Here is a 24,783-nt window from a genome sequence, read left to right on the forward strand (position 1 = left end):
ATCAGATCCCGGGGACGGATTCCGAGCCGCTCAGGCTTTCCAGGGCTTCCAGGTCATGGAGATAGATGATGCCGGCCTTCTCCGACAGATAACCCCGCCGTTTCCAGTCGGCAAAGAAGCGGCTGACCGTCTCCACGGTCAGGCCCAGCAGTGCGCCGGTCTCGGTGCGGGACAGGGGTAGCGGCATGCTGGGGTAGTGGCCGTTCTTGGCCCGCCAGTAGAGCAGGAAGGCAGCAAGCCGTTCACCGGCCTTTTTGGTACCCAGTTCCAGGGCCAGGTTTTCCACCTGCTGCAGGGCCAGGGCCCAGCGGGCCAGCAGGGCATGGTTCAGGGTGGGGTGCTCCGCCTGCAGTCGTTTGAGCACCGGCAACGGCAGCCGGCAGATCTGGACCGGAGTCAGGGTGGTGGCCGTGTGGTTGTAGGCATGCCCCATCAGTCCTTCCGCCCCCATGACATCCCCCCGGGTCAGCAGGCGCAGGATCTGGTCGCGACCGTTCACGGCGGTACGCGTCAGTTTGATCACTCCGTCCTTGAGGGTGAACGCCGCATTGGCCTCGGCGCCTTCCCGGTAGAGGACATGGCCTGCAGGAAGATCAAGGTGTTCCGCCGGGTTGTTGAGCCTGAGCACCACCTCGTCCGGCAGATCGCCGAACAGGCTGACGTCCCTGACCGGGCAGCGACCGCAGTCGTTATCCATCTGCGGCGTGACGGCCCGGCCCGGCTGGATATTTTTATCGCGCCGCCGGCGGCCGGCCGGGTCGCCATCGCCCAAGGCGAGATCACATGGGTTGGACAACGGTGAACGCTCCCCCTAACGATGGGTCTCTTCAAGGTTTTCCATACTAGCATGGTATGAAACTGCCCTGGGTATCGAAAAGATGCCCTGTACGAGCCTTTTTCAGCCCGTCATTCGATGAGTCTGAGCAGGACCAGCACGGCGCCCGTACCGCCGTCCGCGGGGCGTGCCGAGCAGAAGGCCAGGATGTCCGAGCGTTGCTGTAGCCAGTGGGCCACCCGGCTCTTGAGTACCGGTCCCCGGTTGCTGGAGCGCAGGCCCTTGCCGTGGATGATGCGCACACAGCGCAGGCGGCGCGTCCTGGCTTCGGCGATGAACAGGCCCAGCTCCGCATGGGCTTCGCGGGCCGTCATGCCGTGCAGATCCAGTTCCGCCCCGATCCGGTAATGCCCACGCCGCAGCTTCTTGAAGACCTGTCGCTGCAGGCCTTCGCGCATGAAGATGAGTTCGTCGCCTGGCTGGATGTCGGTGACCTGGAAGGGGTCCTCAACCATGGCTTCCAGGGCGCGCTGGTGCTGGGCCTCGGTCTGGCGGGGTCTGGGGGGTGGCCGCCGGGGTTGCAGCGTGGCCCGGTCTGCGCGCACGGGCTCCACCGGGCCTACGGCCTGGCGGAAGAGGGCGATGTCATCATCTTGATCTTGCGAGTCTTGCGGCGGCATGTCAGGGATCCGTTGCCGGTGGTTTGAGCCTGCTCGGGCCGTCGGCGGCATGAGCGTGTCGGCCGGAAAGATTCGGTGGACATGCGCCGGGGACGGGCTTTCCAGTATATTAACCACTTGACTTCAAAGTGACTCGATATGCGCATACTGCTCAGTAACGATGATGGTGTCCACGCTCAGGGCCTGCAAACGCTGGCCAAGGCCCTCAGGACCTGTGCCCAAGTCCATGTGGTGGCACCGGACCGTGACCGCAGTGGTGCCAGTAATTCCCTGACCCTGTCCCGCCCGCTGCGCCCGGAAACTCTCGACAGCGGTGATGTGCGGGTGGACGGCACACCCACCGACTGTGTCCATCTGGCCATCACCGGCCTGCTGGAAGAGGAGCCGGACATGGTGATTTCGGGGATCAACTCGGGCGCCAATCTGGGGGATGACGTCCTTTACTCGGGTACCGTGGCCGCGGCCATGGAAGGCCGCTTTCTCGGGTTGCCGGCCATTGCCGTTTCCCTGGCCGGCTACCCTTGTCAGCACTTCGATTCCGCCGCCCGGGCGGTGATGCAGTTGCTGGAACGTCTGCGCAACATGCCTCTGCCTTCCGACACCATCCTGAATGTCAATGTTCCGAATCTGCCCTGGGGAGAGATCCGCGGTTTCCAGACCACCCGGCTGGGGCATCGTCACAAGGCGGAACCGGTCACCCGTGCCACGGACCCCCGGGGACGACCCATTTACTGGGTGGGTCCCGCCGGGCCGGAACAGGACGCCGGGCCGGGCACCGACTTTCACGCAATCCGCTCCGGGTATGTGTCCGTCACGCCGATTCAGGTGGATCTGACCCGCTACGATGCCATGGATGTGGTGAGTCGCTGGCTGACGGGAGAGCAGGCTTGAACCAGGATCTTGCGGGAATCGGCATGACCTCCCAGCGTGCTCGTGATCGACTGGCCCGCCGGCTGCAGGAGCTGGGAATCCGTGATGTCCGGGTGCTGGAGGTGATGCGCTCCACCCCGCGACATCTGTTCGTGGATGAGGCGCTGGCCCATCGGGCCTATGAGAACACAGCCCTGCCCATCGGGTTCGGCCAGACCATTTCCCAGCCCTATATCGTGGCCAGGATGACCGAAGCCCTGCTGGAGGAGGGAGTGCCGGAACTGGTGCTTGAGGTGGGCACCGGGTCAGGGTATCAGGCGGCCGTACTGGCCCAACTGGTGGGGCGCGTGATCAGTCTGGAACGGGTCCGCCCCCTGCAACGCCGGGCCCGTGAGGTGCTCAGCAGCATGCGTCTGCACAATGTCAGCCTGCGCCATACGGACGGCACCCACGGGTGGTCGGAAAATGCCCCCTATGACGGGATCCTGCTCACGGCGGCACCTCGGCAGATTCCCGAGCCCCTGCTGATGCAGCTCAAGGTGGGGGGGTGGCTCCTGGCCCCCGTCGGCGGCGAGCATGAATCCCAGTCCCTGGTGCGCATCACTCGCACCACCAAGGCCTTCGTCAAGGATGAGCTGGGGCCGGTGAGCTTCGTACCGCTGTTGCCGGGAGAGGTTCTATGAAGCTGTTCGGTCCGCTCTATGACCGGGTCATGGGCTGGTCACGGCATCGCCATGCGCCTCGCTATTTGGCGGCCCTGTCCTTTGCCGAGTCGTCCTTCTTTCCGGTACCGCCGGATGTGATGCTCGCACCGATGGTGGCGGCACAGCCGCAACGGGGGGTGTATCTGGCCTTCATCACCACACTGTTTTCCGTGCTGGGCGGATTGTTGGGGTATCTGTTGGGGTATCTGGCCTTCGGTATGCTCGAACCCCTGATCCTGAACGCCGGCTATGGTGAAGAACTGGCATTGGCACAGGAATGGTTTACCCTCTGGGGGGTGTGGGTCGTGCTCGTCGCGGGTTTTTCTCCCATTCCCTACAAGCTCTTCACCATCACCGCCGGTGCCCTGTCCATGGCCCTGCTGCCTTTCGTCATCGCCTCGTTCCTGGGGCGGGGGGCGCGTTTCTTTGCCGTTGCGCTGTTGATTGGCTGGCTGGGGCCGCGGGTGGAACCAAAATTGCGGCCTTATATCGAATGGCTGGGATGGCTGACGGTAGTCTGCCTGTTACTGGCGGTTGCTCTCTATCAATGGTACGGATGAACGAGACACGGTGAAGGGACTGGCACTCATTCTGCTGATGCTCATGGTTTCGGGCTGCGCCGCCGTCAAGCCCGAAGATCCGGCGTTTCGTTCCGGTACCTATACCGTCCGCCAGCATGAAACCCTGTATTCCATCGCCTGGCGTTACGGCCTGGAGTGGCAGGCGCTGGCGCGTTGGAACGGGATCCGTGAGCCTTATACCATCTATCCCGGCCAGCGCCTGCGCATGAATCCGCCGCCGGGACAGTCCAGGACGGCATCGGCACCGACACCGGCCGCCACGCCGGCACCGCGGACCACTGCGGCGACACCCCGGGAAACCCGGACCGAGCCGCCGCCGCGGGCGGCCACGCCGACACCGGCGCCGCCGGCTTCCGCTTCCGCGCGTCCCGCTCCCACCGCATCGGTCCCGCCCCCGACTTCATCCTCTCCGGCCCCGACGCCGCCGCCGTCTTCATCGGCCAGTTCCACCCCGCCCCGGCCGGCCCCCGTGGCCCAGCCGGTGCGTGAGCCGGCCACCCCCACCTCCGCCCCGGCGGCCACCGGTCCCCTGGTGTGGCAGTGGCCCACCGAAGGGCAGGTAGTGCGCCGCTTCGATGCCCAAGGGACCGGGAAAAAGGGCATCGCCATTACCGGCCAGCGGGGCCAGCCGGTACGGGCCGCCGCCCCCGGCCGGGTGGTCTACAGCGGAAGTGGACTTGTCGGATATGGAAAGCTTATTATCATCAAGCATAACGACAGTTATTTAAGTGCTTATGGTCACAATGAAAAAATCCTTGTGAATGAAGGCGCTACGGTATCTGCTGGACAGCAGATCGCCCTGCTGGGGGACACCGGTACGGACCGGCCCATGCTGCATTTCGAAATCCGCGAGGATGGCAAGCCGGTCGATCCCCTGCGCTACATACCGGACCGATAACTAGGGGCGTGGCAGCCCCGCACAGGAGGTCACATGCCCAAAAGGCGAGACAAGAACCCCGTGTATGAGGATATGGAGGAACGACTGGATGAGGAGGAGGATGCCGGGGATGAGCCGCCGGACCCGGAACAGACAGCGTCATCACCACTGAAGGACGATGCCGATGAAGCGGAGGAGAGCCTGACGGAAGACGAAGAGCCGTCCATGGTCTTTGCGGCGGGCGAAGTGCCCAAGAGCGACATGGACGCCACCCGGATCTATCTGAGCGAGATCGAATTCTCACCATTGCTGACCCCGGAGGAGGAGGTTTATTACTCGAGGCTGGCGCAACAGGGTGATGAATACGGCCGCCGGAAGATGATCGAATGCAATCTGCGACTGGTGGTCAAGATCGCCCGGCGCTACATGAATCGTGGTCTGGCCCTGCTGGATCTGATCGAAGAGGGCAACCTGGGGCTGATCCGTGCCGTGGAAAAATTCGATCCGGAACGTGGTTTCCGCTTTTCCACTTACGCCACTTGGTGGATTCGCCAGACCATCGAACGCGCCATCATGAATCAGACCCGAACCATCCGTCTGCCCATCCACGTGATCAAGGAACTGAACGTCTACCTGCGCGCATCCCGTCAGCTGGCCCAGGAACTGGATCATGAGCCGACGGCGGAGGAGGTGGCCAGACACCTGGACAAGCCGGTGCAGGACGTGAAGCGGATGCTGGCGCTGTCGGAACGGGTGACCTCGGTGGATCTGCCCATCGGCAAGGAGAGTGATCGTCCTTTGCTGGATGTCATTCCCGACGAGCAGACCCCGGAGCCTGCGGCGCTGATTCAGGACGAAGACGTGATCCACTACGTGGATGAATGGCTGATGGAGCTGGATGAAAAGCAGCGCGAGGTGATCGTCCGTCGCTTCGGGCTGCATGGTTTTGAGCGCAGTACCCTGGAGCAGGTGGGGCTTGAACTGGGCGTCACCCGGGAGCGGGTACGGCAGATCCAGATGGATGCCCTCAAGCGCCTGCGCAAGATCCTCGAAAGTCGGGGGTTTTCCGAAGAAACGCTGTTGCAGAACTGAAGTGCCCGGCAAGCCGGCGTTGTCAGTCTCCGGGCACCATCAGGGCGGCGGCTACGCGCCGTCCTTCGTTCATGATGACGTTATAGGTGCGACAGGCGGCAGCGGTATCCATGACTTCCAGTCCGATGCCCCGGTCCTTGAACAGGCGCAGGATGTCCCGTCCGGGAAAGCGCATGACCGGACCGGTGCCCAGGAGGAGGATCTCCGGTGATCGTTCCAGGATGGGGGCGAGTGCAGCCGCCGTCAGCGTTTCCGGGTCGGTGGGTCCCCAGTTCGGGATGAGGGCGTCCGGCAAGACCACCAGGCTCTTTTCGTAGCGGGTCTGATTGACCTGAATCCATGTCGCATCATGGGCCGTGATCACATGCCGACCATCTCCGTATTCGCGTGTCATCTTCATGGGCTGAAGCTAACGCGACGGCCCCGCGCAAGGCAAGTGCAAGTCCACCCTGATTGACAGGTTTCCGGGTGCCCAGTATCGTTCCTGGTTTATCTGTACTCTCCTTATTCACCCCCCTTCTGCAACGCGGATTACCCCTGTGATCGAAGAGTTTCCGAGAATCAAGCGACTCCCCCCCTATGTCTTCAGCATCGTCAACGACCTGAAGGCCAAGGCCCGTGCCAGAGGCGAGGATGTGATTGATTTCGGGATGGGGAATCCGGATCAGCCCACCCCGGATCACATCGTTGACAAACTGGTGGAAGCCGCCCAGCGTAGCGATACTCACCGCTATTCCATGTCCAAGGGCATTCCGCGTCTGCGCCGCGCCATTTGTCGCTGGTACAAGGATACCTATGATGTGGACCTGGATCCGGAGACCGAGTCCATCGTCACCATCGGCTCCAAGGAAGGGCTGGCCCATCTGGCGCTGGCGACGCTGGGTCCCGGCGATGCCGTGCTGGTGCCCAATCCGGCCTATCCCATTCATCCCTATGGCTGCGTCATTGCCGGCGCCGACATCCGTCATGTCCCTCTGACGCCGGATGTGGACTTTTTTGCCGAACTGGAGCGGGCCATCCAGGATTCCTGGCCCCGTCCCAAGATGCTCATCCTGAATTTCCCCGCCAATCCCACCACCCAGTGCGTGGAGCTGGAGTTCTTCGAGAAGGTGGTGGCCATCGCCCGGGAACACAAGATCTGGGTGGTCCACGACCTGGCCTATGCGGAGATCGTGTTTGACGGCTACAAGGCACCGTCCATCCTGCAGGTGCCCGGGGCCAAGGATCTGGCAGTGGAGTTCTACACCCTGTCGAAGACCTACAACATGCCCGGCTGGCGCGTGGGCTTCATGTGCGGCAATCCCACCCTGGTGGCGGCGTTGGGTCGAATCAAGTCCTATCTGGATTACGGCACTTTCACCCCGATCCAGGTAGCGGCCATCACCGCCCTGGAAGGTCCCCAGGAGTGCGTCGAAGAGATTCGCCAGCTCTATCGGGTACGCCGGGACGTGCTCTGTGACGGCCTCAATGCCCTGGGCTGGCCGGTGGAGAAACCCAAGGCAACCATGTTCGTATGGGCGCCTATTCCCGAACAGTATCGGCATATGGGATCCCTGGATTTTTGCAAGAAGCTGTTGCGGGATGCCAAGGTGGCGGTGTCCCCGGGTATCGGCTTCGGCACCTATGGCGATACCCATGTCCGCTTCGGCCTGATCGAAAACGAGCATCGTACCCGGCAGGCCCTGCGGGGGATCAAGGCCATGTTCCGCACCGATGCCAGGGCCGAGGCTGAAGAGCGGCCCGGCTGAGGGCCCCACGCCACTGGTGGGTTCTTTGAGGGGGGCTTTGTGGCCCCCTTCTTTGTTTGTTCCTTGCGGGCTGTTACCACAGATCTCTGTGCTTTCCCGGTTGGAAGTCACTGCGCCTGTTTTTGCGCGGTTCGTCACGTTTTGTGTACCGGTCCGTTCGGTTTGTATTTAGGATATATCCAGATATGGAGTCTGCGTGGCTCAAGAATGTTCAGTCCGGGCCGATTATTCCGGGTAAGACAAAGGAGAAGCATGCCAATGCCCAAAACGATCCTCACGGTGGACGACTCCGCTTCGATTCGCCAGATGGTGTCCTTCACCCTCAAGGGGGCGGGTTATACCGTCACCGAGGCCATGGATGGTCAGGATGGACTCGACAAGGCCCGTGCGGGTAGATTCGATCTCATCTTCACCGACCAGAACATGCCGCGCATGGATGGCATCAGCCTGATCAAGGCATTGCGAGGCCTGCCCCAGTACAAGACCGTCCCCATCCTCATGCTGACCACCGAGTCCGGGGATGCCATGAAGTCCCAGGGCCGGGCAGCCGGGGCGACGGGGTGGCTGGTCAAGCCCTTCGATCCGCAAAAGCTGCTGGAGGTCGTGCGCAAGGTCATCGGCTGAATCAGGAGATTCCAACCCGTGTGGGGACAAGCGGCATGACCATCGACATGAGCCAGTTTTATCAGGTGTTTTTCGAGGAGGCCGCCGAGCACCTGGCCGAAATGGAGAGCCTGCTCCTGGAATTGGATGTGGAGGCTGCCGACAAGGAGATGCTCAACGCCATCTTTCGTGCGGCCCATTCCATCAAGGGAGGCGCGGGCACCTTCGGTTTCACCGACATGGCCCAGATGACTCATGTGCTGGAGTCCCTGTTGGATCGCCTGCGCCGGCAGGAACTGCAGCTGACCACGGCCATGGTGGATGCCTTTCTGGATGCCGGTGACATCCTCAAGGCGCAGCTGGCAGCCCATCAGGAAGGCGGGGTATTTGAAAACCCCCGCATTGCCGAGGTCTGCAACAGGCTGGAAAGACTGTCCATGCTGGAGGCTGAGCCGGGGGCTCCTGTATCGCCCCCGCCCTCGGATGTACCCCGTCAAGTTGAGTCCGCTGCCGCCCCGGGGGGGGATGCGCCGGACTGCCGGGTCTGGCGCATCCGGATTCATCGGGAACAGGCCGGACTCAAGCCGGATACCTCTCTGGAGGGATTGGTGTCGGCCCTGGCTGAGCTGGGTCCACTGGAGCCTTTTACAGAGGAAGAAGATGGTGACTGCCTGGGGTGGCAATTGACCGCGCCGGTTGCCCATGCCGATATCATGGATCTGCTGGATTTCGTCTGCGATGCCGCCGGCGTGCGTGTGGAATCCATGCCGGCCTCCGCAGCGACGGATGAAGACCCCGGTTACGGCTTTTTTGAACCGATGGGTGAGACTCCCGGCGACGGCGTTCCGGATACGGATACGGATCCGGGCTACGGATTGTTCGAGGACGCTCCGGGCGCGGTACAGGCACTGGACCAGGAGCATCCCGGATATGGTCTGTTCGGCGGCAGTCCGGGAATGGGGCAGGTTGCCGAACAGGTGGCACGAGAGCAAGATGAGACCGATCAGGGCTTTGGCTTCTTCGACGGCGCGCCCGGTGTTGTCCCCGCAGACTCCTCAGGCCCTTCTGCCGCCAATGCCGGCCCGCCCGCCGGTGGAGGCGGCACACCAACACCGGAAGGCGGTCGGCAACCCCCGGCCCGGCGTACGCCGGCCGGTGACACCTCCATCCGCGTGAGCGTGGAAAAAGTGGATCAGCTCATCAATCTGGTGGGAGAGCTGGTGATCACCCATGCCATGCTGGCGGAGTCGATTTCCGCCCTGGACCCGGTGGGTCATCAGTCCGTTTTCAACGGTCTGGCCAACCTGGAACGCAATTCGCGTGATCTGCAGCAGTCCGTCATGTCCATCCGCATGATGCCCATCAGCTTCGTGTTCAACCGTTTCCCCCGGGTGGTCCGGGATACGGCCGCCTCCTTGCACAAGAAGGTCAATCTCAAACTGGTGGGGGAGGATACCGAACTGGACAAGGGGCTGATCGAGCGCCTGGCCGATCCGTTGAACCATCTGGTGCGTAACAGTATCGATCATGGCATCGAATCACCGGATCAGCGCCGGACCGCCGGCAAGTCCGAGACAGGTGAGATCATGCTGCGTGCCAGCCATCAGGGCGGCAACATCGTGGTGGAGGTGAGTGATGACGGCGCTGGCCTGAACCGGGACAAGCTGCTGGCCAAGGCCGCGGAGAAGGGGATTGCCCTACCCGACAACCCGTCCAGCAAGGAGGTCTGGCAGCTTATCTTTGCCCCCGGGTTCTCCACTGCGGAGAAGGTGACGGACATCTCCGGGCGCGGCGTGGGCATGGATGTGGTGCGCCGAAATATCGAACAGATGAATGGCCGGGTGGAGATCGACTCCGAACCGGGCAAGGGGACCCGGATCATCATCCGGCTACCCCTGACCCTGGCCATTCTGGACGGCATGTCGGTGCGCATGGCGGACGAGATCTTCATCCTCCCGCTGACCGCTATCCGCGAGTCCGTGCAGCCTCGTCGCACGCAGGTGAAGACGGTATCCGGCAAGGGGCGAGTCTTCCAGGTGGGTGGCGATTATCTGCCCCTGGTGGAACTGGGACGCCTCTTTTCATCGGGTGGGCGCAGGTTCCCCGTTGAAGAGGGTATCGTGGTGATCGTGGATACCAATGAGGGCAGGGCAGCCCTGCTGGTGGACGAACTCATGGCCCAGCACCAGGTCGTGATCAAGAGTCTGGAAACCAATTACCGCAAGGTGGAAGGGGTGTCCGGGGCCACCATCATGGGGGACGGGCGGGTCGCGCTGATCCTGGACGTGGACGAACTGATGCGACTCAATCGCAGGCTCGGTTCATCAATGGCAACCTTCGAGGTGCGGGAGCAGGCACATGACTGAGACAGCAAAGGATCGGGCGATCATCGGCAGTGATGAAAGCCGGGAATACCTGACGTTCACCCTGGGCGACGAGGAATACGGCATCGATATCCTCAACGTGCAGGAGATTCGCGGCTACGACGCGGTTACCAAGATTGCCAATTCTCCCGACTTCATCAAGGGCGTGATCAACATGCGTGGGGTGATCGTGCCGATCATCGACATGCGCCTTAAATTTCACCTGGGTGTGGCCGAGTACAACCAGTTCACCGTGGTCATCATCCTCAATATCAGCGGCCGGGTGGTGGGCATGGTGGTGGACGGTGTCTCCGATGTCATCGCCCTCAGAGCCGAGCAGATCCGCCCGGCTCCGGAGTTCGGCGCCATCCTTGATACTGCCTATATCGACGGGCTGGCCACTCTGGATGACCGTATGGTCATCGTGGTGGATATCGAGAAACTCATGAGTAGCGGAGAGATGGGGCTGGTGGATCAGGTTCAGTCCGGTTCGGCCTAGTCGTTTTGCTCAGGAATCCAGTAGAGGATACGCACATGCGCTGGTTCGACAATCTTTCAGCAGGGATCAAGATCGGCTTCCTTGGCGGGGTGCTGATCCTGGCCTTGGGCTACGCCGCCTACGAGGCCTATCTGGGCTTCAGCAGTTGGTCCAATTATTCACAGCAGATCCGGGACAACCGTCTGCCGTCGATCCGGGCGTTGACCACGCTCAATACCGAACGGATGGTCATCCGTGCCCAGACGGTGGAGGTGCTGGTACAGATTGATGGCCATACGGACAAGACGGCCCTGCGCAGCATTGCCGGTCAGCGGACGCGGTCCTGGGAGATCATTGATCAGAACTGGAACGAGATCAGCAGCATTCCCCGGCTGACGGAAGAGGGGCAGCGGCTCTTTACCCGTCTAAGCGGCGAATACCTGGCCTGGAGAACCATCTATGTAGAACTGGATCGCCTGATTCAGGGGATGATCAACACCACGGATCCGGTACGTTACGATCAGCTGATGGATGAATACCGGGCCATCATCAACCGCATGGTGCCTATTTCCAATACCATGGGCGCCACTTTCGATGAACTGGTGAACGGCAACCTGGTGCGGGCGAGCACCCAGGCCACTGCCGCAGTGGTTGCCTCCGAAGCGGAGATTCGCAAGGTGATCTGGCTGGCCGCGATCGCCATGCTCCTTGCCATCGTTCTGGCCACCCTGACCTTCATCAGCCTGGTCCGCCCCCTGCGATCCCTGGTGGCCCATTTCAGCGCCATCGGTGAAGGTCATTACGATCAGAAGATCGAGGAAAATCGAAAGGATGAGATCGGTCTGGCCCTCAAGGGGTTGTCCGAAATGCAGGCCAAGCTGAAGGCGGACATCGCCGAGACCCGGCGGGTGGCGGCCGAGAACCTGCGTATTCGCTATGCGCTGGACAGCGTTTCTTCCAGCGTGATGGTGTCCGAGCCCGGTGGTCGAATCATTTACGTCAACGAGGCGGTCTTGGGCATGTTCCGCCGTGCCGTCAATGAGATCCGCAAGGATCTGCCCAGTTTCAACCCGGACCAGGTCCTGGGTGCCAGCGTGGATATCTTCCATAAGAATCCGGCCCATCAGCGCCAGATGATGGACACCATGCGCTCCACCCATGACACCCAGGTCATGATCGGTGGACGTACCTTCCGTCTGGTGGCCAATCCAATCATGAACACCGAAGGTGAGCGGGTGGGCGTGGTCATCGAATGGACGGATCGCACTCAGGAGCTGAAGGTCGAAGAGGAAGTGAGTACGTTGGTGGAAGGTGCCGTGAAGGGTGATTTCACCAAGCGCATCCCCACGCAGGACCTGAGTGGTTTCTTCAAGCGCCTGGGCGAGGGCGTCAATACCCTGATGGAAAAGACCGCCACCGGGCTGTCGGAAGTGGTCCGGGTGCTGGATGCGGTCTCCCACGGCGATCTGACGCAGCAGGTGAGTGGCGAGTACGAGGGCACTTTCGGTCAGCTCAAGAACGACACCAACAGCACGGTGAGCCGTCTCAAGGAGCTCATCACCCAGATCAAGGAATCCGTGGATGCCATCAATACCGCGGCCCGAGAGATCTCGGTGGGCAACGCGGATCTGTCCCAGCGCACGGAGGAGCAGGCCTCCAGTCTGGAGGAGACCGCTTCCAGCATGGAGCAGCTCACCTCCACGGTCAGGCAGACCGCAGACAATGCCCGGCAGGCCAACCAGTTGTCCAATACTGCCCGTGAAACCGCGACCCAGGGTGGCGACAAGGTCAGGGAGGCCGTGACCTCCATGAAGGCCATTACCGAAAGTTCGGAGAAGATCAGCGAGATCATCACCGTTATCGACGGTATTGCCTTCCAGACCAATATCCTGGCCCTGAACGCGGCAGTGGAAGCGGCCCGTGCCGGTGAGCAGGGGCGGGGCTTTGCAGTGGTGGCGGGAGAGGTCAGAAACCTTGCCCAGCGCTCGGCCTCGGCTGCGAAGGAGATCAAGGCCCTGATCGCCGAGGATGCCGCCACCATCAGCCAGGGGAGCAAACTGGTCCTCGAAGCCGGTGGGGCCATGGAAGAGATGGTGAATCAGGTCAAACGTGTGGCCGACCTCATTTCCGAGATATCCGCCGCCGCCGATGAGCAGAGTTCGGGTATCGAGCAGGTGAATACCGCCGTGACCCAGATGGATGACGTGACCCAGCAGAATGCCTCACTGGTAGAAGAGGCAGCCGCCGCGGCTGAATCTCTGGAGGAGCAGGCACAGGGGCTGGCCCGTGCGGTCAGCGTCTTCCGGGTGGATGACACGGGCATCGGCAGTGGTGCAGGCACCGTACTCACCTCTCCCCAGCGCAAGAAGGCCCTGTCGGCGGTGGAGGTCGCCAGGCCCAGGGTGCAGGCAGCGCCCCGGGCGATGCCCAGACCCGCGGCCGGTGCCAGGCCCGCGACGGGTGGGACGAAAAAGGTGCCACCGCCGAGCAAGCCGTCGGATGATGAATGGGAGGAGTTCTGAGCCGGGAATTCCACTTTACGGATCAGGATTTTGAGTACGTCCGTGGCCTGATCCACACCCATGCCGGCATCTCCCTCAACCCGGGCAAGCGCGACATGGTCTACAGTCGCCTTGCCCGCCGGTTGCGGGCCAATCGGCTGCGGTCTTTCGGGCAGTATCTGGACGGCCTGGAAGTGGACTCGCCGGAATGGGAGCACTTCGTCAATGCCCTGACCACCAATCTGACCGCCTTCTTCAGGGAGTCTCATCACTTTCCCGTCCTGGCGGCGCATCTGGTCAGCACCCATGCCGGGAACCGGCGTCCGTTACGGATCTGGTCCGCTGGTTGCTCGACGGGGGAGGAGCCCTATACGATCGCCATGACGGCCATCAATGCCTTCGGTTCTTGGAACCCGCCGGTGAAGATCCTGGCCACCGACCTGGATACTCAGGTGGTGGAACATGCGTCACAGGGCATCTATGCCATGGAACGGGTGAGCAAGGTGCCGGCGCAGGAGCGGCAGCGCTTTTTCCTGCGGGGCCGAGGTCGTCAGGACGGCATGGCCCGGGTGCGTCCCCAGGTCAGGGAACTGGTCACCTTTCGCACCTTGAATCTGCTAGGTGGTGCCTGGCCCCTGAAAGGCCCTTTTGATGCCATATTTTGCCGTAACGTATTGATCTATTTTGACAAGCCGACACAATACAGGCTGATGAGCCGCTTTCATCCCCTCATGACCCCCGATTCACTGCTGTTTGTGGGGCATTCAGAGAGTCTGGCTCACGCCGCGGACTTGTTCCGACTCAAGGGAAAGACCATTTACGAGCCTGTCGCCAAGACGTGAGGCATCTGTCTGCATGACCAAGAGCTTTGAAGAAGTTCTGGCCGCCACCCATTACTTTGACAGGCATTTCGAAATGAATGCGGTCAAGGTGCTGCCCGGGGAATACTACGTGTCCGAGCCCGGCCTGCTCATGGTGACCGTGCTGGGCTCCTGCGTCGGGGCCTGCATCCGGGATCGGGTGACCGGGATCGGCGGCATGAACCATTTCATGCTGCCCGATGACCGGCGGGAAGAAGACTCACGGGTGGGGAGTGCCATGCGGTATGGTGATTACGCCATGGAGATCCTCATCAATGAACTGCTCAAGAAAGGCGCCAGGCGCGGCAATCTCGAGGCCAAGTTGTTCGGGGGCGGGAACGTGATCCCCGGCTTCACCCATAATGTCGTCGGGGAGCGTAATTCACGCTTCGCGGTGGATTATCTCAAGACGGAGGGTATTCCCGTCCTGGCCAGGGATCTGATGGGGAGTCACCCGCGCAAGGTCTATTTTTTCCCGGCGGATGGACGGGTGCTGGTGCGTAAGCTGAGGACGTTGCAGAACGACACCATCCTGGAACGGGAAATGAAATACAGTCAGCGCCTGCGTCAGGCCCCCGTGGCCGGGGATGTGGAACTGTTTTCCTGACCACTGAAGCAGGGGGAGATCGGTGAGCCTTCGGCCTGTGATTGTGTGGACCATGAGGAAGCAAGACATGCAGGGCTTGAGTGTGAAGGACATGATGGACAGGCTGAGGGAACACTGGCCCGCGGCAATGGCCACTGTGTTGGTGTTGCTGCTGTCGTTGCTGCTCTCTGCCTGGTTTCCGGCCTGGCTCTGCGTCCTGCTGGTGGCGCTGATCTGGTCGCTGTCCATCCTCATGGCAGGGCAGCCGGGGCGGTCTTTTGAAGGGGATGGTCCTCTTTCGACCAAGGGGGACGGCAAAGCCTCGCAGGATCTTGACCAGGCGCTGTGGGATCTGGTGCTGGAGATCGACCAGCTGATGGTCACCGAAATCACCGAGCTTCGCGAGCTGGTGCAGCAGGCAGTCAATCTGGTCTCCCATGGTGCCGGTAATCTGCGTCAGAGTTTCGAGAACCTGTCCACTGCCTCCGAAGAACAGCAGGCACTGGTCCTGCGCCTGGTGGGCGGTTTGTCCGTTAAAACCGGCTCTACCGGGGAAATGATCGATCTCAACACCTTCATGCTGGAGAACTCAAGGGTCATGAACGACCATGTGCAGATGCTGATCGATGTCAGCAAGCACAGCGTGGAAGTGGCTCATCAAGTGGACGATCTGTCCAACCAGATGGGGCAGATCTTTTCCCTGCTGGACAGCGCCAAGCATATTGCCGGTCAGACCAATCTGCTGGCGCTCAATGCGGCCATCGAGGCGGCCCGGGCGGGAGAGGCCGGCCGTGGATTCGCCGTGGTGGCCCAGGAGGTCCGCAAGCTGTCCCGGGATTCCGATAAGTTCAACGAAGAGATCCGCCATCTGGTGGAGCAGGCCAATCGCGTATTTGCCCATACCCGTGAGATTGTCAGTCGCATGGCCTCTCAGGACATGAACGCATCGATTGATGCCAAAGGATCGGTGGACGAGATGATGGTTCAGGTACGACAGATGAGCCAGGTTATCGAGGAGGGATTGCAGCAGGTTTCAGGTGGGATGGCGCGGGTGCAGCAGAGTGTGGGCGATGCGGTCCGCCTGCTGCAGTTTGAGGATATCACCACCCAGGTGCTGGAGCGGGCCGGCCACCGCATTGATTTCATGGATCGATTCATTGCCGAGTTGCGTCAGTTACCCTTGGTTGAACCGGCTCATTCCCGGCTCCAGCTGGAAGATTCGCGGCGTCGACTGGAGGCGCTGCGCTCCCAGTTGCGCGAGTCGGCCCACCGGCCGGTGCATCAAAAATCAATGGAAGAAGGTGAGATCGAGCTTTTTTGATGCCGCTTCCCATTGGCATCGTTACGCATCCCTTCATTGGAGGAGCAGCATGGTGATCATGCCTTGAGCCGGAAGACTCGCGTACTGATCGTCGATGATTCCGCGCTGGTCAGAAAGGTCCTGACCGAGATCCTGGACTCCGCGCCGGATATCGAGGTAGTGGGCACCGCCCAGGACCCCTATGTGGCACGGGAGCGGATCAAGAGCCTGAATCCGGATGTGCTGACGCTGGATGTGGAAATGCCTCGCATGGACGGGCTGACCTTTCTGCGCAATCTCATGCGTTTGCGTCCCATGCCGGTGGTTATGGTGTCGTCCTTGACCGCCCGGGGCGCCGATGTCACCCTTCAGGCCCTGGAACTGGGGGCGCTGGACTTCGTCACCAAGCCCACCCTGGATGTATCGCGCACCCTGAGCGAATACAGTGATCAGTTGATCGGCAAGGTCCGCATGGCGGCAGGTGCCCGTGTGCGTGCGCAGGTACAATTGGCCCCGCCGCCGCCCCGGCACTCGGTGGATCAGGTGATCCCCCTGCGGCCGGCAGCGGTGCGGCTGCATACGACCGACCGCCTGCTGGCCATCGGTGCATCCACGGGTGGGACCGAAGCGGTCAAGGATGTGCTGATGGGGCTTGCTTCCGACTGTCCGGCCGTGGTGGTCGCGCAGCATATCCCGCCCGGTTTCAGCAGGGCCTGGGCGGAACGCATGAATCGACAGACTCGGTTGGTGGTCCGGGAGGCGGAGGATGGCGATCGTCTGGTGAACGGCCATGTCTATATCGCCCCCGGCGATCATCATCTGCTGGTGGCCAGGGATGGCGCACGCTATGTGTGTCGTCTCAGCCGGGCGGAGCCCGTGAATCGCCATCGCCCCAGCGTGGACGTGCTGTTCCGTTCCGTGGTCCAGTCCGCCGGTACCAATGCCTGCGCCGCGTTGTTGACCGGAATGGGGGCGGATGGGGCACAGGGACTCAAGGAACTCCATGATGCCGGGGTTTTTACTATTGCCCAGGATGAGGCCACCAGTGTGGTCTGGGGCATGCCGGGAGAGGCAGTGAAGCGTGGGGGGGCCTCCAGGGTGTTGCCGTTGCAGGAGATTGCCGCCGCCTTGCTCAAGGCCTCTTCGTGACGCTAAGGACGGATGATGCTATGAAGGACGTCTTGGATAAGTCGTTTCAGTGTCTGAGCAGGTCAGTGTCTGAGTACGTCATTCCCGCGAAAGCGGGAATCCAGTGACAGACTGAAAACCCTGGACTCCCGCCTGCGCGGGAGTGACGGTGAGGGGACTTTGCGGGAGTGACGGCAAAGAAGGCTTTACTCCAGCGTCTGAACACGTCATTCCCGCGAAAGCGGGAATCCAGTGACAGACTGAAAAACCCTGGACTCCCGCCTGCGCGGGAGTGACGGTAGGGGGGCTTCGCGGGAGTGACGGTGAGGGGACTTTGCGGGAGTGACGGCAATGAGGGGTGGATGGGGGTGTGGTGTGCCCGGGGGTTGGGTCTGTTACCTGCCTAGTCAATTTTTAGCGGAGTATGTGTCATGAGTATCAGTCGCCAGGTCGACAGCGGAAACGCGCTTGTCATCATCAATATTGAGGGGCGTTTTGATTTTTCCGAACACCGTCCGTTTCGCGATGCTTACCGGGATATTGCCCCTGGCTCCGTGCGTTTTCTGGTGGATCTGTCCCGTGCCGACTATCTGGACAGCTCGGCCCTGGGGATGTTGCTGCTGCTGCGTGAGCACGCGGGTACCGATGCCGGGCGCGTCACCATCCGGGGCTGCACCGAGGATGTTCTGAGAATCCTCAGGATTGCCAATTTCGACCGTCTGTTCATCCTAGAGTAGCGTGGTTTCCAGATGGGTCTTCACATTGCCTCTTCGCCCGCTACGCGGGGCATGGCCCTGGTGGTGGATGACGAGTCCACCAACCGCCTGGTGCTGGCCGCCATGCTCAAGCGCGAAGGCTTCCATGTCGTTGAGGCCCGGAACGGCAGCGAGGCCCTGACCCGGTTCGAGGCATCACGGCCGGATATCATTTTTATGGATGTGATGATGCCCGGCATGGACGGCCTGGAGGCGACACAACATCTCAAGACCCTGTCCGGCAACGACTTTGTCCCGATCATTTTCCTGACCGCACTGCATGACGACCAGTCTTTGGTGCGCTGCATCGAGGCCGGTGGTGACGATTTTCTGTCAAAGCCCTTCAGCTTCAATGTGCTCAAGTCCCGCATCGTGGCCATGGAGCGGGTGCGTGACCTGCATCGTCACATTGCGGCCAAGAACCGGATGCTGGCGAGGCTGCTGGAGATCGATCGTCAGGAACAGGTGCTGGCCGAGAGAATCTTCAGTCATGCGGTCAACGACCGCAATGTGGCCGGAGAGAATCTGGGTATCCTGATGCGCCCGGCGGCCACCTTCAATGGCGATCTGTTGCTGAGCCAGTATCTGCCCGATGGCAGTCTGCGCGTTCTGCTGGGAGATTTTACGGGGCACGGCCTGTCGGCGGCCATCGGGGCATTGCCGGTTGCCGACGCCTTTCACTCCATGACCCGCAAGGGGGTGGCCGACGAAGTGGTGCTGGAGGAGATCAACCGCAAGCTTCACCGGGTGTTGCCCACCGACCGCTTCATGTGCGCCTTCATGGTGACTTTTCCGGTATCGGGGGGGGATTTGCGTTGGTGGAATGGCGGGATGCCGGACGGGTTGGTTTGCCATGCCGAGGGCATCCATCGGCTGGCCTCCCATGCCCTGCCTCTGGGCATCCTGCCCGAACTGTCCCATAGTGACGCCCCGCGGCGCAGACCCCTGCGGATGGGGGACCGTCTCCTACTCATCACTGATGGTCTGCTGGAAGCCCAGGATGCCGAAGGACGTGCCTTCGGGCAGGCCGGGTGGCCGGAGCTGATCGCGAACTGGACCTGTGACCGCAGTCTGCTGGCGCCTTTGCTGCAATCGCTGGATGCCCACTGCGCGGATACGGATCAACAGGATGATATCGGTGCGGTGGAGATCCCGGTGACTGTGGATATTTTCGGGTGCGCCAATCTGGGTGCCGTTCCATCTTCCCAGGGAGGGGTCGCCTGTTCAGTATTGTTACGGGACGGACGTCTGGCGCGGACGCCTTCAATGGCGCATCTGCTGGGGCCTCTGGGGCTGCAGGAGGAACTTGGTGCCCATTTGGGTGCCCTGGAAACCGTCCTCCACGAGCTCTACACCAATGCGCTGGAGCACGGTATCCTGCGCCTGCCTTCCTGGATGAAGGCGACGCCGGACGGTTTTTCGGCCTATTATGTGGAGCGGGAGAGCAGACTCGCGGCAGGCCCCGTCGGCAGCATACGGGTGGATATCGCTTATGAGTCCGGACCGCCCGGTACGATCAGAATCACCATTACGGACAGCGGCCAGGGGTTCGATTTCGGCAAACCCCCTGAACCACTGAGTGTCTCGGTCAAGCCTTGGGGGCGTGGTATCGCCCTGGTGCGGGAACTGTGCGAGTCCGTGAACTACTGCAATCTAGGCACCCAAGTGGAGGCAGTCTATCGGTGTGTCTGAATCATTGAAAGGATCAATATTTCATGTCCAGTCATCATAAACAGGATGAGAACTATCATCTGAGCCGCAACTCCGCTCGCATCATGGTGGTGGATGATGAGCGCGCCAACCTGGTGTTGATGGAGCGTCTCCTGCGCAGTGACGGCTACGGCAATCTGGTGATGGTGCAGGATCCCCGTCAGGTCATGACTGCCTATCGGGAAGAGAGAACGGATCTGATCCTGCTGGATATTCAGATGCCCCATATGGATGGCTTCCAGGTGATGGAGCAGTTTGCGGTGCTCAATGACCCTTTGGTGCCGCCGATTCTGGTGCTCACCGCCCAGGCGAGCCGGGAGTACATGCTGCGTGCCCTGAATGTGGGTGCGAGGGATTTCATCGGCAAGCCGTTTGACCGTGCCGAGGTGCTGGCCAGGGTCCGCAACATGCTGGACGTACAGCTGGCCCACCGCATGACCCATAACCAGAAGGATGTACTGGAGCAGATGGTTCGTGAGCGGACCGATGAGATTCGCCGTACCCGTCTGCAGGTGGTTCAGCGACTGGGGCGTGCCGCCGAGTACCGGGATAATGAAACCGGGTATCACATTCTGCGCATGAGCCACACTTGCGAGCTGCTGGCCCGCCATCTGGGGTGGAGCCACGCCGAATGTGAGCGCATGCTCCACGCCAGTCCCATGCACGATGTGGGCAAGATCGGCATCCCCGACCAGATCCTGCTCAAGCCTGGGAAACTCACCCCCGAAGAATGGTCCATCATGCAATCTCATGCCACCATCGGTGGGGACATCCTCAGCGGAGACGAGTCGGAACTGCTGAATCTGGCCCGGGAGATCGCTCTGACCCATCACGAAAAATGGGACGGCAGTGGTTACCCTCTGGGACTGGCCGGGGAAGAGATCCCCGTCAGCGGACGTATCGTCGCCCTGGCGGATGTGTTTGATGCCCTGACGTCCGAGCGGCCGTACAAGAAGGCCTGGCCGGTTCAGGATGCCCTGGATCTGATCCGGGATTCGAGCGGCAGCCATTTCGAACCACGGCTGACGGCGGTATTTTTCAAGCTGGTGCCGGAGATTCTTGCCATCCGTGACCGCTTTGCCGAACCGCCAAGCCCGGCGTCGGAACCGCACAGTTTCACGGGGCGTGTCGCCGACTGATGCAAGGCGGCCGGTATCCCGCCCATCCGGCGCCATGATTCCGTTATAATCTCGCGATTTCCCGCGCCGAAGGAGTGTTCCTTTTGAAACCCGTCAAGCTTGGCCTGCTGGGCCTGGGTACCGTGGGCAGCGGTACCGCCAACGTGCTCAAACGCAACAGTGATGAGATCACCCGCCGGGCCGGTCGGGGCATCGAGATCGTGGCCGCCGCCGGCAAGAATCTGGACAGCCACAACTGTCACGATGTGAGCGGCATGCGCCTGACCGATGATGCCTTCTCGGTGGTCAATGACCCGGAGGTGGAAGTGGTGGTCGAACTGATCGGCGGCACCACCCTGGCCCGCGAACTGGTGCTTGGCGCCATCGATCAGGGCAAGCACGTGGTCACCGCCAACAAGGCCTTGATCGCCCTGCACGGCAACGAGATTTTTGCCCGCGCCCAGGAAAAGGGCGTCATTGTCGCCTTCGAGGCGGCGGTGGCCGGCGGCATTCCCATCATCAAGGCGATCCGCGAAGGACTGGCGGGCAACCGCATCAACTGGGTGGCCGGTATCATCAACGGCACCGGGAACTTCATCCTTACCGAGATGCGGGACAAGGGCCGCGATTTCCAGGATGTGCTGGCCGAGGCCCAGCGCCTGGGTTATGCGGAGGCCGACCCCACCTTCGACGTGGAAGGCATCGACGCCGCCCACAAGCTGACCATCCTGGCCTCCATTGCCTTCGGTATCCCGCTGCAGTTCGATCGGGTATATACCGAGGGGATCACCGGCATCACCCGGGAGGATGTGGCCTATGCCAACGAACTGGGCTACCGCATCAAACATCTGGGGATTGCCCGGCGCACGGCTCAGGGCATCGAGCTGCGGGTGCATCCCACCCTCATCCCGGAGCGACGTCTGATCGCCAACGTGGACGGGGTCATGAACGCGGTGTTGGTGTCCGCCGATGCCGTGGGGCCGACCCTCTATTACGGTGCCGGTGCCGGTTCCGAGCCCACCGGATCCGCAGTGGTGGCGGACATCGTGGACGTGGTGCGGGCCATGACCACGGATCCGGAGAACCGCGTCCCTCATCTGGCCTTCCAGGCGGACACCCTGTCGGATACCACCATCCTGCCCATGGAAGCGGTGAAGACCTCCTTCTACCTGCGTCTGCGGGTGCTGGACCGCCCCGGTGTGATGGCCGACATCACCCGCATCCTGGCCAACGAGGACATCAGCATCGAGGCCATCCTGCAGAAGGAACAGGATGACGACACCACGGAAGCGGACGTGATCCTGCTCACCCACGAGGTGCGCGAAGGCAACATGATCCAGGCCATTCGGGAGATCGAGGCCCTGGAGACCGTGAAGACGCCGGTGATTCGCATCCGCCTCGAGAATCTCAAGTAAGCCATCCGTACCCGAGAGAACATCATGCCTTTTCGACCCCGTTACACCGGTATCATCGAGCGTTATCGCGACCGTCTGCCGATCCACGATGATACCCGCATCATCGGTCTGGGGGAGGGCAATACGCCCCTCATCCGCCTGAACAACATTCCGCGCCTGATCGGCAAGGAAGTGGATATCTACGTCAAGTACGAGGGCCTCAACCCCACCGGGTCGTTCAAGGACCGGGGCATGACCATGGCAGTGACCAAGGCGGTGGAAGAAGGCTCCAGGGCCATCATCTGCGCCTCCACCGGCAATACCTCCGCGGCCGCCGCGGCGTATGCGGCCCGGGCCGGCATCACCGCCTTCGTGCTGATCCCGGACGGCAAGATCGCCCAGGGCAAGCTGGCTCAGGCCATGATGCACGGTTCGATGGTGATTCAGATCAAGGGCAATTTCGATGACGGCATGCGCCTGGTGAAGGAAGTGGCGGAAAGTGCGCCGGTGACCATCGTCAACTCGGTCAATCCTTATCGCCTGCAGGGCCAGAAGACGGCGGCCTTCGAGATCGTCGAAGAACTGGGTCGGGCACCGGATTATCACTGCCTGCCGGTGGGCAATGCGGGCAACATCACCGCTCACTGGATCGGTTACTGCGAATATTCCTCCGCCTCCGGCGATCACGTCACCGAATCCTGTGGTTTCTGCAAGGGCCGCTGCATGTATGCCGGTGGCGCGGTGGTGGGCAACCGGCCCAGGATGGTGGGCTATCAGGCCTCGGGCAGCGCGCCCTTCATGCGGGGGCATATGGTGGATAACCCGGAAACCGTGGCCACCGCCATCCGCATCGGGCACCCGCAGTCCTGGGACTATGCCTGGAAGGTCAAGGAAGAGTCCGGCGGCTGGTTTGACGAGTGCAGCGACGAGGAGATCCTGGCGGCGCAGAAGCTTTTGGCAGAGAAGGAAGGCGTGTTCTGCGAACCGGCCTCCGCCACTTCTTTGGCAGGCGCATTGCGGGATGTGCAGCAGGGCAAGATCCCCGAAGGCTCCAGCATCGTCTGCACCCTGACCGGCCATGGTCTGAAGGATCCGGATACTGCCATCCGCCAGTCCAGCCGGGTACCGGTGACGGTGGATGCGACCCTTGACTCGGTCAAGCGGGCGATCCTGGAGAATATGTAAGTTGACCCGGTGATGAGGGGGAGGCAGCCTCCGGCCCACAACCGGCGCCTCACCCTCACTTCACCTGAAGTCCCCCCACCCAGTCCCGGGCAAACTGCCACGCAACCCGTCCACTGCGCGATCCGCGCAGCAGGGCAAACCGCAGGGCTTGTGTCCGGCAGTTGTCGTCCATGGTCACGCCACCGAGGCGTGTCAGCCAATGTTCCACTACCGCCAGGTATTGCCCCTGATTGAAGGGGTGAAACGACACCCACATCCCGAACCGCTCCGACAGAGACACCTTTTCCTCCACCGCCTCCCCGGGGTGGATCTCATCACCTTCCCGCCGGACTTCCAGGTTGTCCGTCAGTCGCTCCGGCATCAGGTGGCGTCGATTGGAAGTGGCATAGATCAGCACATTGTCCGGTGTCCCTTCCAGGGCGCCGTCCAGGGCGGCCTTCAGGGCCTTGTAGGCGGGCTCGTCTGCCTCGAAGGACAGGTCGTCGGCAAACAGGATGAACCGTTCGGGGCGGTCACGCAGCGGGGCCACGATCTCCGGCAGATTGACCAGGGACTGGGCATCCACCTGCACCATGCGCAGACCTTGATCCCCATAGCGGGTGAGCAGGGCGCGCATCAGGGAAGACTTGCCCGTACCTCGGGCGCCCCACAGCAGGGCGTTGTTGGCCGGAACACCCTGCACGAACTGGCGCGTGTTGCGGTCCAGCAGGGACTTGGGGCGGTCGATGTGCAGCAGATCGTCAAGGTCCAGCGGCGGCACGCTGGGAATGCTTTGCAGATGATGGTCTCGCCAGCGGAAGGCCGGGGCCTTCCAGTCGGGTGCCGGGGCGGTCCCGGGCAGCAGGGTATCCAGGCGGTTCAGCAGTGATTCCGCCTGATCCAGCAGTTGATGGAGTGGATGGGTGTCGTGCATGGATGATCAGTGGGTTCGGTGTCGCTGCCGCAGGAGAAGGTATTTTATCCCACCCGGCAAGACAGGGGAGAGCCGGTCGGCGATCATGATTTGCCGATCTGGGTGAGGTTGAGGCTGCGGATGGCCAGAAAGACCTCTCTGAGGAAGGCCAGCAGGGCGCCAATGAGGCAGAACATGGCGAGCACGAACAGGGCGCCGATGAGTAGCGGGTTGTCGATGCCGAGAAAGTATTCGATGAAGGCGGAGACGATGGTCAGGCAGATCAGCAGGGCGGTGGTGATGCCCAAGGTGATGCCCAGGTGCACCATTCTTACCCTTCCCTCCAGCAGTTCCAACTCACGGATGGCGGTCTTATGGAACTCATGGTCTTCATGGCGGATGCGTTCCAGCAGGTGACGCCGCCGATCCACCACCCGGGACAGTCGAGAGACAAAGGCGTTGATGAAACCTGCGATGCCCACCAGTAGGAATACCGGGGCGACCGAAAGCTGGATCACGGTGGAAATATCGTAAAGGGTCTGTGCCGACGACATGGGTTTTCCTGATGGGGTTTCCTGTGGTG

24 protein-coding genes are annotated in these 24,783 nt (G+C 61.7%); 19 read left to right on the forward strand and 5 right to left on the reverse strand.

What is annotated here, in order from left to right; translation table 11 throughout:
• Window position 1: 1 nt before the first annotated feature.
• Window positions 2–796 (reverse strand): Crp/Fnr family transcriptional regulator, encoded by a 795-nt coding sequence (locus LQ956_RS07490; RefSeq protein WP_238621698.1) that lies wholly within the window; start codon window positions 794–796, stop codon window positions 2–4.
• A 110-nt stretch (window positions 797–906) separates the two neighbouring features.
• Window positions 907–1,455, reverse strand: a complete 549-nt coding sequence (locus LQ956_RS07495; protein WP_238621699.1) for a Smr/MutS family protein — start codon at window positions 1,453–1,455, stop codon at window positions 907–909.
• A gap of 138 nt (window positions 1,456–1,593) precedes the next feature.
• Here LQ956_RS07495 and surE point away from each other — a divergent pair, with 138 nt between their 5' ends.
• Genes surE through rpoS form a run of 5 tightly spaced genes read left to right on the forward strand, consistent with a single transcriptional unit; the run spans window position 1,594 to window position 5,579 of the window.
• Window positions 1,594–2,346, forward strand: coding sequence for a 5'/3'-nucleotidase SurE (gene surE, locus LQ956_RS07500; RefSeq protein ID WP_238621700.1), 753 nt, complete (start codon window positions 1,594–1,596; stop codon window positions 2,344–2,346).
• The gene (locus LQ956_RS07505; RefSeq protein WP_238621701.1) at window positions 2,343–3,008 is read left to right on the forward strand and encodes a protein-L-isoaspartate(D-aspartate) O-methyltransferase; all 666 of its coding nucleotides are present in this window, start codon (window positions 2,343–2,345) and stop codon (window positions 3,006–3,008) included. Before surE ends, LQ956_RS07505 begins: the two co-directional genes overlap by 4 nt.
• Complete coding sequence (locus LQ956_RS07510; RefSeq protein WP_238621702.1) at window positions 3,005–3,589, forward strand: YqaA family protein; 585 nt, start codon at window positions 3,005–3,007, stop codon at window positions 3,587–3,589. Before LQ956_RS07505 ends, LQ956_RS07510 begins: the two co-directional genes overlap by 4 nt.
• Window positions 3,590–3,599: 10 nt before the next feature.
• Window positions 3,600–4,508: a peptidoglycan DD-metalloendopeptidase family protein gene (locus LQ956_RS07515; RefSeq protein ID WP_238621703.1), complete on the forward strand. Its 909-nt coding sequence runs from the start codon at window positions 3,600–3,602 to the stop codon at window positions 4,506–4,508.
• 33 nt (window positions 4,509–4,541) lie between these two features.
• The gene (rpoS, locus tag LQ956_RS07520) at window positions 4,542–5,579 is read left to right on the forward strand and encodes an RNA polymerase sigma factor RpoS (protein ID WP_238621704.1); all 1,038 of its coding nucleotides are present in this window, start codon (window positions 4,542–4,544) and stop codon (window positions 5,577–5,579) included.
• 22 nt (window positions 5,580–5,601) lie between these two features.
• Here rpoS and LQ956_RS07525 read toward each other — a convergent pair whose 3' ends face one another.
• The gene (locus tag LQ956_RS07525; RefSeq protein ID WP_347402219.1) at window positions 5,602–5,979 is read right to left on the reverse strand and encodes an Mth938-like domain-containing protein; all 378 of its coding nucleotides are present in this window, start codon (window positions 5,977–5,979) and stop codon (window positions 5,602–5,604) included.
• Between the two features lie 139 nt (window positions 5,980–6,118).
• Here LQ956_RS07525 and alaC point away from each other — a divergent pair, with 139 nt between their 5' ends.
• The 14 genes from alaC to thrC all read left to right on the forward strand — a co-directional run bounded on the left by alaC (window position 6,119) and on the right by thrC (window position 23,308).
• On the forward strand, window positions 6,119–7,327 hold the full coding sequence (gene alaC / locus LQ956_RS07530; protein ID WP_238621706.1) for an alanine transaminase: 1,209 nt from the start codon (window positions 6,119–6,121) through the stop codon (window positions 7,325–7,327).
• Between the two features lie 258 nt (window positions 7,328–7,585).
• A complete protein-coding gene (locus LQ956_RS07535) occupies window positions 7,586–7,951 on the forward strand; it encodes a response regulator (protein WP_238621707.1) in 366 nt (121 codons plus the stop codon).
• Window positions 7,952–7,986: 35 nt separating this feature from the next.
• The gene (locus LQ956_RS07540) at window positions 7,987–10,296 is read left to right on the forward strand and encodes a chemotaxis protein CheW (protein WP_238629760.1); all 2,310 of its coding nucleotides are present in this window, start codon (window positions 7,987–7,989) and stop codon (window positions 10,294–10,296) included.
• Window positions 10,289–10,792, forward strand: a complete 504-nt coding sequence (locus LQ956_RS07545; RefSeq protein WP_238621709.1) for a chemotaxis protein CheW — start codon at window positions 10,289–10,291, stop codon at window positions 10,790–10,792. The genes LQ956_RS07540 and LQ956_RS07545 overlap by 8 nt, the downstream gene beginning before the upstream one ends.
• 35 nt (window positions 10,793–10,827) lie before the next feature.
• Complete coding sequence (locus LQ956_RS15005) at window positions 10,828–13,293, forward strand: methyl-accepting chemotaxis protein (protein ID WP_274521510.1); 2,466 nt, start codon at window positions 10,828–10,830, stop codon at window positions 13,291–13,293.
• Complete coding sequence (locus tag LQ956_RS07560; RefSeq protein ID WP_238621710.1) at window positions 13,278–14,114, forward strand: CheR family methyltransferase; 837 nt, start codon at window positions 13,278–13,280, stop codon at window positions 14,112–14,114. Before LQ956_RS15005 ends, LQ956_RS07560 begins: the two co-directional genes overlap by 16 nt.
• 13 nt (window positions 14,115–14,127) lie before the next feature.
• Entirely contained in the window at window positions 14,128–14,739 is a 612-nt protein-coding gene (gene cheD / locus LQ956_RS07565; RefSeq protein ID WP_238621711.1) for a chemoreceptor glutamine deamidase CheD, read from the forward strand.
• A gap of 67 nt (window positions 14,740–14,806) precedes the next feature.
• Window positions 14,807–16,039, forward strand: a complete 1,233-nt coding sequence (locus LQ956_RS07570; protein WP_238621712.1) for a methyl-accepting chemotaxis protein — start codon at window positions 14,807–14,809, stop codon at window positions 16,037–16,039.
• Between the two features lie 63 nt (window positions 16,040–16,102).
• A complete protein-coding gene (locus LQ956_RS07575) occupies window positions 16,103–17,167 on the forward strand; it encodes a protein-glutamate methylesterase/protein-glutamine glutaminase (RefSeq protein ID WP_238621713.1) in 1,065 nt (354 codons plus the stop codon).
• A 410-nt stretch (window positions 17,168–17,577) separates the two neighbouring features.
• Window positions 17,578–17,883: an STAS domain-containing protein gene (locus tag LQ956_RS07580; protein WP_238621714.1), complete on the forward strand. Its 306-nt coding sequence runs from the start codon at window positions 17,578–17,580 to the stop codon at window positions 17,881–17,883.
• Window positions 17,884–17,895: 12 nt separating this feature from the next.
• Window positions 17,896–19,593 (forward strand): ATP-binding SpoIIE family protein phosphatase, encoded by a 1,698-nt coding sequence (locus tag LQ956_RS07585; protein WP_238629761.1) that lies wholly within the window; start codon window positions 17,896–17,898, stop codon window positions 19,591–19,593.
• A 23-nt stretch (window positions 19,594–19,616) separates the two neighbouring features.
• On the forward strand, window positions 19,617–20,750 hold the full coding sequence (locus LQ956_RS07590; protein ID WP_238629762.1) for an HD-GYP domain-containing protein: 1,134 nt from the start codon (window positions 19,617–19,619) through the stop codon (window positions 20,748–20,750).
• An 83-nt stretch (window positions 20,751–20,833) separates the two neighbouring features.
• Window positions 20,834–22,144, forward strand: a complete 1,311-nt coding sequence (locus tag LQ956_RS07595) for a homoserine dehydrogenase (protein WP_238621717.1) — start codon at window positions 20,834–20,836, stop codon at window positions 22,142–22,144.
• A 24-nt stretch (window positions 22,145–22,168) separates the two neighbouring features.
• Window positions 22,169–23,308 (forward strand): threonine synthase, encoded by a 1,140-nt coding sequence (gene thrC / locus LQ956_RS07600; RefSeq protein WP_238629763.1) that lies wholly within the window; start codon window positions 22,169–22,171, stop codon window positions 23,306–23,308.
• Between the two features lie 55 nt (window positions 23,309–23,363).
• Here thrC and LQ956_RS07605 read toward each other — a convergent pair whose 3' ends face one another.
• Together LQ956_RS07605 and LQ956_RS07610 are read right to left on the reverse strand one after the other, a co-directional pair.
• The gene (locus LQ956_RS07605) at window positions 23,364–24,221 is read right to left on the reverse strand and encodes an ATP-binding protein (protein ID WP_238621719.1); all 858 of its coding nucleotides are present in this window, start codon (window positions 24,219–24,221) and stop codon (window positions 23,364–23,366) included.
• A gap of 83 nt (window positions 24,222–24,304) precedes the next feature.
• Window positions 24,305–24,754 (reverse strand): DUF2721 domain-containing protein, encoded by a 450-nt coding sequence (locus tag LQ956_RS07610; RefSeq protein WP_238621720.1) that lies wholly within the window; start codon window positions 24,752–24,754, stop codon window positions 24,305–24,307.
• Window positions 24,755–24,783: the final 29 nt, after the last annotated feature.

Origin of the sequence: Ectothiorhodospira lacustris (assembly GCF_022227845.1) — a bacterium.
GTDB lineage: Bacteria > Pseudomonadota > Gammaproteobacteria > Ectothiorhodospirales > Ectothiorhodospiraceae > Ectothiorhodospira > Ectothiorhodospira lacustris.